Genomic DNA, 8,432 nt, shown 5'->3' with positions numbered 1-8,432 from the left:
GCCATGCACGCTCCCCCAGCCTCCGGCCGGGGGGACCCCCACTCGCCGCACCGGACACAGAGCCAAGTACGTCCAGTACGAGGCTCTGCGCCCGGCACGGCGAGAGCACGCACCGGACGCCGCCCGGCCCGCCCTCCGGGCGGACGTCGGTAATGTGACGACAGGACCTGGGCCGGTCAGCTCTTGATGGGTGGCACGAGGCTCTTGAAGTCCACTTCGGGCGCGTCCGGGTTGATGTGCCCGGCGACGACCTCGAAGACCCGCGCGTCGACCGCGGTGCAGCCGAGGGCGGCCAGGCTCTGGAAACGGAACTCGCTGGTCGCCTCCTTCATCGCGTTGTTCAGATCCTCGTCCGAGTCGTAGATCGTGATGGAGAAGATGGTGCGGTCCTTGGGGTCCACGAAGAAGAAGATCTGCCGTACGCCGCTGTCCTTCAGTGCATGCTCAACGGTGTTGTGCTGCAGGAACGGGACCGTGCTCTCCATGGTGTCGGGGTCGATCGGACACTCGGCCTTCATCATGCGGGCATAGAGCTTCTTCACAGCAGAACCCTCCTGGATCACTGGTGGGACGCGGAATGAGGGCGAGGGGCATGGTGGCCACGTCTCGCAGCAAAACGAACGTACGATTTACGTTAGCACGACGGTTTTCACCGTGTCGAGGGGTTGCCGCTCCTGCCGCCCCTTCGTGACGGAGTGTGAGCGCAATGTTCATCAAGTGGCCCCAGGCTAACGGCCCTTGACAAGGTGGTCGCCCTCCGTATGCTTAATTCCTGCATGAATTAATTCCTCATCGCCGAGTCGCCTGCGCCTGTTCCGGGCGTCTCGCGCGCCCGTCGCCCGCACTGTCCACCCGATCAGTCTCCGGTGGCTTGGTGGACGTGGAAAGGAAATTAAACGCATGACGACATCTGAACGTTCTTCCGCAGGCTTCTCGCCCCGGCGCAGATCGCTGCTGGTCGGCGCGCTCGGCACGGCTCCGATCGTGGCGTATGCCACCCTGGGTCGTACCGGAACGGCATCGGCCGCCCAACCGGCCGGTACCGAAGGCAGGTTGGAAGCCGCCGACTTCGACCTCGACACCGGCAACATCATTCGCGACCTGATCGCCAACCGGTCCGACCTGACGGCGGTCATCGCCCCCATGGACGTGACCATCCTGATCCGGGTCACTCATCTGGTGCAGAACGCGTGGTTCGACGCGCTGGCGCCGTACCACCCGACCGCCGTCGGCGTCTATTCCAGGCTCGGCCGCCGTCCCCGCAGCGAGGCTCGTACCAACCGGAACAAGAACATCGCCGCCCTGCACGGCATGTACCAAGTGATCAAGAGCGTGTTGGCGGAACGGGAGCCGGTCTTCCGGCAGTTGCTGACCTCGGTCGGCCTGAACCCCGACGACGAGTCCGTCGACCGCACCAGTCCGGTCGGCATCGGCAACCTGGCCGGCAAGGCCGTGGTGAAGGCCCGCCAGCGGGACGGCATGAATCAGTTGGGCGACGAGGGCCGCAAGTACAATCCCAGGCCGTACCTGGACTACACCGGCTACAAGCCGGTGAACACGGCCTTCAAGCTGACCAATCCCTCGCGGTGGCAGCCGCAGCTGACCACGCATCGCCGCCGCCTCGGCGCGGGCGAGGGCGACAAGGGAATCTTCACCGTCCAGCACTTCGTCACGCCGCAGGTGCGGGTCACCAAGCCCTACTCCTTCCGCGATCCCGGCGAGTTCAGCCTCGCCCCGCCCCGGCACAGCGACCACACCAGGCCCATGGAGTACAAGCGCTCCGTGGACGAGATCCTGACGGCGTCGGCCGAACTCACCGACGAACAGAAGGTGATGGCGGAGGTCTTCGACAACAAGCTGCTGGGCATCGGATACTCGGTGCTCGCCGCGGCGGAGTCCCACGACCTCGATCTCGACGGGTGGGTCCAACTGTTCATGACGGCCTCGGTGTCGATGTTCGACGCGCTGATCGCCGTCTGGCATCAGAAGGCCAGGTACGACGCCGTGCGTCCGTTCAGTGCGGTCCGGCACGTGTACGGAGAGCAACAGGTGACCGCCTGGGGCGGCCCCCGCAAAGGCACGGTCGATGACATTCCCGCCGATGAGTGGGCCAGCTACCTGAACGTCGGGGACCACCCGGAGTTCCCGTCCGGCTCCACCACGCTCTGCTCCGCCGAGGCGCAGGCCGCGCGCCGCTTCCTGGGTTCCGACGTGCTGGACTGGACGTACACGGCGCCCGCCGGCTCGTCGGTGGTGGAGCCGGGGATGACGCCCGCCAAGGAGATCAAGATCCGATGGCCCCACTGGACCGGCTTCGTCCAGGACTGCGCCGCCAGCCGGGTCTGGGGCGGCGTGCACTTCAAGAAGACCACTCAGATGTCCATCGACTTCGGTGTACAGCTGGGCGACCTGGCCTACGAGTACGTGCAGCGCTACATCAAGGGAGAGGTGAAGGGCTGACCCGCGCCACGTGACGGTGGGCGTCGGCCGACCGTCCACCGTCGCCCGTTCCTCTCCGGCACCACGAACCGGTCCAGCGAAGGAGGGCACGACATGGACCCGACGGGGGTTCACGTGTGGCTCGTCGACGTCGACGACGAGCGGTCGGTACGGCGATCCACCGCACTGCTGCCGCCGGCGGAGACGGCACGGCTGTCCGCCGTCATCACACGGGACCGGCACCGTCGTCTGGGCGCGCAGGCGGCGCTGCGGATTCTGGCCGCCGAGGCAGCCGGGGTGCGCCCCGCCGAACTGCTGGTGCGTCGCGAGCCGAACGGCAAGCCGTTCCTCGCCCATGTCCGCGGCCCGCACATCAGTCTCTCGCACTCCGGCAGGTACGCAGGAGTCGCGGTGACCAGGACAGGACCTGTCGGTGTCGACATCGAGGAGCAACGTCCTGTCGGCCATCTCGACGGCCTGGCACGGACGATGATGTCCGACGCCGAGTACGCCTGGTGGCTCACCCATGACGAGGCGACGGCGAGCGAGTCGCTGTTCCGCCACTGGACCTACAAGGAAGCCGTGCTCAAGGCACTCGGCCTGGGCCTGGGCGGTGGCCTCTCGTCCGTGGTCTGCGCCGAGGACGGCGGCGGCCCTGTGCTCAGAGCGCTGCCCGCCGGCGCGGGCCGGGCGACGGGCTGGACGCTTCACGATCTGTTCCGGCCGGAGCAGCGCGCCGCGCCGCTCCCGTGCGCGGTCGCCGTCGGAGCACCGGACGTCCCGTTGCAGTTCCACCGGACCTCTCTCGCCGAACTCCTCGAACCGGGCAATGGGCGCGCGCATCCGGCGCGTGACACGTGCCGCAGCCCCGCCTCCCGTTCCCTGGCGCCGCCGGTCGCCCGGTCGCCCGGCCACGACCGGTCCAGGTCATTCCGCAGTCGAAAGGAACGGGTCGCCATGAGCCATCCCATGAGTGCGTCGTACGACGAAGCGTCGCCCGGCGCTGCGCCGGTCACCCTGTTCGTCGTCCCGCATGCCGGCGGCAGCGGCGCCTACTACCGCCCGTGGTCCCGTTGGCTGCCGGCCGGTGTACGGCTGGAGACACTGGACCTGCCGGGCCACTCGATCCGTATCCGCGAGCCACTGATCGCCGAGTGGGGGCCGCTGGCGGACGACTTGACTGCGCAGCTGCGGGCACGGCTGTCAGCCGGTAGTGATCAGATCTACGTGCTGGCCGGCCACAGCCTCGGTGCCCTGCTCGCCTACGAGATGGCGCGCCGCATGACTGCTGTCGGCGCGCCGCCGGCACTGCTTCTGGTCTCCGGGCGCAACGGCCCGGCCGTCGGCCTTTCGCACCGGCCGATCCACGGGCTGGCGGACGCCCGGTTTCTCGATGCCGTCGAGCGATTGGGCGGCACGCCGGACGGTGCCCTGCGCGATCCTGAGATGCTGCGGATGTATCTGCCGCTGCTGCGTGCCGATCTCAGGCTGGCCGAGACGTACACCCGGCCGCCCGGCCCGCCGCTCGACGTGCCGATCGCGGCGTTCGCGGGACGGTGGGACCAGATGACGGACGACCAGGGCCTGATCGCCTGGAACCGTGAGACCACCGCCAGCCTCGATCTGAGGGTCCTTGACGGCAGCCACTTCTTCCACGATTCGCCCGCCTTCGCCACGGAGGCACGGGCTCGTCTCGAACGGCTGCTTCCGGTGGATCAGTCCGTCGCGTCGCCTGCGCCGCGGACCGTGGCACTTGCCGAGACACGTGAAAACGCGCCCACCGGCACTGCCTTGCAGGAGGCTCTTGACCACCTACAGAACTCATCTCACGTTTAAATCTTTAGGTGGTTCGTCCTCCGGCCGTCGACGGAGAGGGACGATCATCCGCCGGGGCGTATGGCAGGACACTCCTCGTCGGATCGTCATCACAGGTACGGCCGTGGCGCTCGGCGCCATGCTCCGTCGCCTCCAGCATCCCAGCACTCTTCCGAAGGGAGAGACGGAACATGCAACAGCAAGATGACGAACAGCACCTGTACGACGTGGCGATCGTCGGCTCAGGGGTGGCCGGGACCATTCTCGCGGCCTGTCTGTCGCGCAACGGCGCCGACGTGGTGCTCATCGACGCGGACAGCCACCCCAAGTTCACCATCGGGGAGTCCACGATCCCCTTCACCTCGATGATGATGCGGCTCATCGCCGAACGGTACGGCGTGCCGGAGATCAAGCACCTCGCCACCTTCGAGGGCGTGTACCGAAACATCACCACCCAGTGCGGTGTGAAGCGCAACTTCGGTTTCGTGTATCACCGGGACGGCAAGCGTCAGGACCCTGTGGAGCGCACCCGTTTCGAGGTGCCAAAGATCACCCACACCGAGAACCACTACTACCGCCAGGACATCGACGCCTGGATGATGCACGTCGCCGTCAAGTACGGGACAAAGGTCCGCCAGCATCAGGCGGTCGTCGACGTCGATCCGGGTGACGACGTTGTCACACTCAAACTGTCCACCGGCGCCGAGGTGCGGGCCAAGTTCATGGTGGACGCCGGCGGCCACCGGTCTGTGCTGGCCAAGAAGCTGAGCCTGCGGGAGGAACCGTCGCGCTTCCGGCACCAGTCCCGGGGAATGTTCAACCACTTCACCGGTGTGCGGCCGTTCGACGAGGTGGCCAAGCCGGAGGTGCACTCCGGCTTCCGTACCAGGTGGCACGAAGGCACCCTCCACCACATGTTCGACGGTGGCTGGATGTGGGTGATCCCGTTCGACAACCACGAGCGGGCCACCAACCCGCTGTGCAGCGTCGGCGTCATGATGGACCCGCGCATCCATCCCATGCCCGACTGCCCGCCCGAGGAGGAGTTCAACCGGTTCCTCCACACGTACCCGGACATCGCCACGCAGTTCGCGGAGGCCAAGCCGGTACGGAACTGGACGCGCACCGACAGGATCCAGTACTCGCCGCGGCAGACCGTGGGCCACCGCTGGTGCCTCACCTCTCACGCGGCCGGCTTCATCGACCCGTTGTTCTCCCGCGGCATGTCGAACACCCTGGAGACCGTCCACGCGTTGACACACCGGCTCCTGGACGCCATTCAGGAGGACGACTTCTCCGTCGAGCGCTTCAAGTTCATGCAGGACCTGGAGCAGGACCTGCTGGACTTCAACGACGACCTCTGTGCGAACGCGTATCTGTCCTTTCGTGACTGGAAGTTGTGGAACGCTTGGTTCCGAGTCTGGTCGCTCGGGCAGATCATCGCGACCTTCGAGGTCAACAGGGCCTACGCGCGGTTCCTGGAGACCCGGGACACCAGCGTGCTCGATCAGCTGGAACACGCCTGGTGGCGAGGCCGCACGGTACAGGAGAACTCCGCCTACGCACCCGCGCTCAGGCTGCTCCAGGAGGTCAACGACACGTGCCAGGACGTGCAGCGTGGTGAGTTGACCACCGGCGCGGCAGCCGACCGGATCCTCGGACGGCTGCGTGAAGCCGACTTCATCCCGCCGGCGTTCGGCGTGGCCGACCTGGGCCGGCAGTGCATCGACGCGAACTTCTACGGCTCGATGAAGACACTGCTGTGGACCAGGCGGCAGCCCGAGAGCGACATCACCAAGCTGACCTGGGAAGGTCTGACCCTCTTCATGAAGAAGCGGTTCGCCCGCGGCGAGTTCGAGCTCGGCGAGGAAGTCAAACAGCGGGTCGCCGAATGGCCTCTGGTCGGTCGGCCGCTGAGGGTCAAGCAGGCCGGCGAGACCTGAGCGGTCGAGCCATCCGACCGCGTCGCGTACGAACCCGAATGCGGCCGCACGACACGACACCGACATGAAACAACCAGGAGGATCGATGACGCGGGATGCCGTGTACGGAGTACTGGCGCCTTATGTCGCGGGGACATTTCTGGGCGAGGGCCAGGAGGCCCTTCAACCGGACACCCCCTTGCTGGAATGGGGAATTCTCAACTCGATGAACACGGCGAAACTGCTGACCTTCATACGCGAGTCGCTGGGGGTGGACGTGCCGGTCACACACATCACCGGAGCGCACTTCCGGACGCTGGACACGATCACGGACCTCGTCCATTCCCTGGACCCGGCACCAGCGACGGCCGACGAGCCGGCGGCCGGCACGCCGGCCACCGTGCGGGACTGATCCCTGGAGTGCGTACACCTCCCGTCGGCCGACCGCATGCCTCAAAGGAGACAGCCAATATGACTGAACGTTTCGACGTGGGCATCATCGGCGGTGGCCCCGCCGGGTCGACCGCCGCGTCCTATTTGGCCGGGGCCGGACTGAAGGTCCTCGTGCTGGAGGCGGAGACCTTTCCCCGTGAGCACGTGGGGGAGTCCTTGGTCCCGGCCACCACCCCGGTTCTGGCCGAGATCGGCGCCTTCGAAAAGGTCGAGGCGGCCGGATTCCCCAAGAAGTACGGTGCGGCCTGGACCTCGGCCGACAGCGGGCCGAGCGACAAGATGGGCTTCAGCGGCCTGGACCACGACTTCCGTGCAGCCGAGATCATGTTCAACGAGCGCACCCAGGGCGGTGTGCACAAGGACTATACCTTCCACGTCGACCGCGGGAAGTTCGACCAACTGCTGCTGGAGCACGCTGAGTCCCGCGGGGCAGTCGTCCGGCAGGCTACGCGCGTCAATCGCGTCGAGTTCTCCACGCCGACCCCGATCCTCCGGACCACGCACGACGGGGTACACACTGACATTCCTGTCGGCATGGTTGTGGACGCCAGCGGACGCCGCACCCAACTCGGCAGCCAACTCCGGGTCAAACAGGCCGACCCGGTGTTCAACCAATATGCCATCCACACCTGGTTCGACCACTTCGACCGCAAGGCTCTGGCGGTCAACAAGGGCCAGGCGGACTTCATCTTCATCCACTTCCTGCCCGTGATCGACACCTGGGTGTGGCAGATTCCCATCACCGACACCATCACCTCGATCGGGGTCGTCACCCAGCGGGAACGATTGAAGGCGTCCAAGGACAACCTGGAAGACTTCTTCTGGGACACCATCGCCAGCCGGCCCGAGCTCCACCGGGCGCTGAAGGACTCCGAGCAGGTCCGTCCGCTCAAGACGGAGGGAGACTACTCGTACGCGCTCAGCCAGATCTGCGGCGACAACTTCCTGATGGTCGGTGACGCGGCCCGTTTCGTCGACCCGATCTTCTCCAGCGGCGTCTCGGTCGCCCTCAACAGCGCCCGCATCGCGTGCAAGGACGTCATCGCCGCGCACAGGGCCGGGGACTACTCCAAGAAGCGCTTCGAAAGCTACGAGGCCACGCTCCGCCGAGGCGTCAACAACTGGTACGAGTTCATCTCGATCTACTACCGCCTCAACATCCTCTTCACCGCCTTCGTCCAGGACCCGCGCTACCGCCTGGACGTGCTGAAGATGCTCCAGGGAGACGTCTACGACGACGAGGAACCCAGGGCGCTCGCCGCCATGCGCGAGATCGTGACCGCTGTGGAGAACGACCCCACGCACCTGTGGCACCCGTTCCTCGGCTCTCTGCAAGCCGGCAGCGCCAAGGCCCTCTTCTGAAAGAAGCAGGGGCCGGCTGGAGTGGGCCGTGGCTGTGCGCCTGGCTCGTTCCAGGACGTCCCGTTCTCCACCATGTCTCCGCTGCCGAGGGTGCGCACCCGGGCACGCTCGGCAGCGAGTGATATGCCGGTTCCCCGGTGGAGTGATGCGCTTGACGGCAGCAGGCCCGCGGTAACGGCTTCATCGCGGGGCGGGGCCGCGGAGCTCAAGGCACCTGTGGGGCCGCCCACGCAGTCGAAACCGCTTCGCCTCCGGTCCGGCCATCCGCGTCATCGAGCGACTGACGGGATCACACTCATGCTCAGGAACAGTTCAACACCGCGCGGGGCGGGGATCACAAGAGGCGAGGACGTACGCCGGCTCGATCGGGTGATCATCCGGTTCGCGGGGGACTCGGGTGATGGTATGCAGCTGACCGGGGACCGTTTCACCTCTGAGACG

6 protein-coding genes are annotated in these 8,432 nt (G+C 66.5%); 5 read left to right on the top strand and 1 reads right to left on the bottom strand.

The window, feature by feature from the left end; genetic code table 11:
• Positions 1–176: 176 nt before the first annotated feature.
• The gene (locus ACFVH5_RS42755; RefSeq protein WP_385839082.1) at positions 177–542 is read right to left on the bottom strand and encodes a hypothetical protein; all 366 of its coding nucleotides are present in this window, start codon (positions 540–542) and stop codon (positions 177–179) included.
• A 358-nt stretch (positions 543–900) separates the two neighbouring features.
• Between ACFVH5_RS42755 and ACFVH5_RS42750 the strand changes: the two genes are divergently transcribed.
• The 5 genes from ACFVH5_RS42750 (at position 901) to ACFVH5_RS42730 (ending at position 7,991) form a co-directional block, all read left to right on the top strand.
• Complete coding sequence (locus ACFVH5_RS42750) at positions 901–2,460, top strand: DUF6851 domain-containing protein (RefSeq protein WP_385839081.1); 1,560 nt, start codon at positions 901–903, stop codon at positions 2,458–2,460.
• A gap of 93 nt (positions 2,461–2,553) precedes the next feature.
• Positions 2,554–4,275, top strand: coding sequence for a thioesterase domain-containing protein (locus ACFVH5_RS42745; RefSeq protein WP_385839080.1), 1,722 nt, complete (start codon positions 2,554–2,556; stop codon positions 4,273–4,275).
• Between the two features lie 170 nt (positions 4,276–4,445).
• Positions 4,446–6,197 (top strand): NAD(P)/FAD-dependent oxidoreductase, encoded by a 1,752-nt coding sequence (locus tag ACFVH5_RS42740; RefSeq protein WP_385839079.1) that lies wholly within the window; start codon positions 4,446–4,448, stop codon positions 6,195–6,197.
• A gap of 85 nt (positions 6,198–6,282) precedes the next feature.
• On the top strand, positions 6,283–6,588 hold the full coding sequence (locus ACFVH5_RS42735) for an acyl carrier protein (RefSeq protein WP_385839078.1): 306 nt from the start codon (positions 6,283–6,285) through the stop codon (positions 6,586–6,588).
• A gap of 59 nt (positions 6,589–6,647) precedes the next feature.
• On the top strand, positions 6,648–7,991 hold the full coding sequence (locus ACFVH5_RS42730) for an NAD(P)/FAD-dependent oxidoreductase (protein WP_385839076.1): 1,344 nt from the start codon (positions 6,648–6,650) through the stop codon (positions 7,989–7,991).
• Positions 7,992–8,432 lie beyond the last annotated feature (441 nt).

The sequence above is a fragment of the Streptomyces sp. NPDC127119 genome (assembly GCF_042677425.1).
Lineage (GTDB): Bacteria > Actinomycetota > Actinomycetes > Streptomycetales > Streptomycetaceae > Streptomyces.
This window is presented reverse-complemented; position numbering and strand designations above follow the sequence as displayed.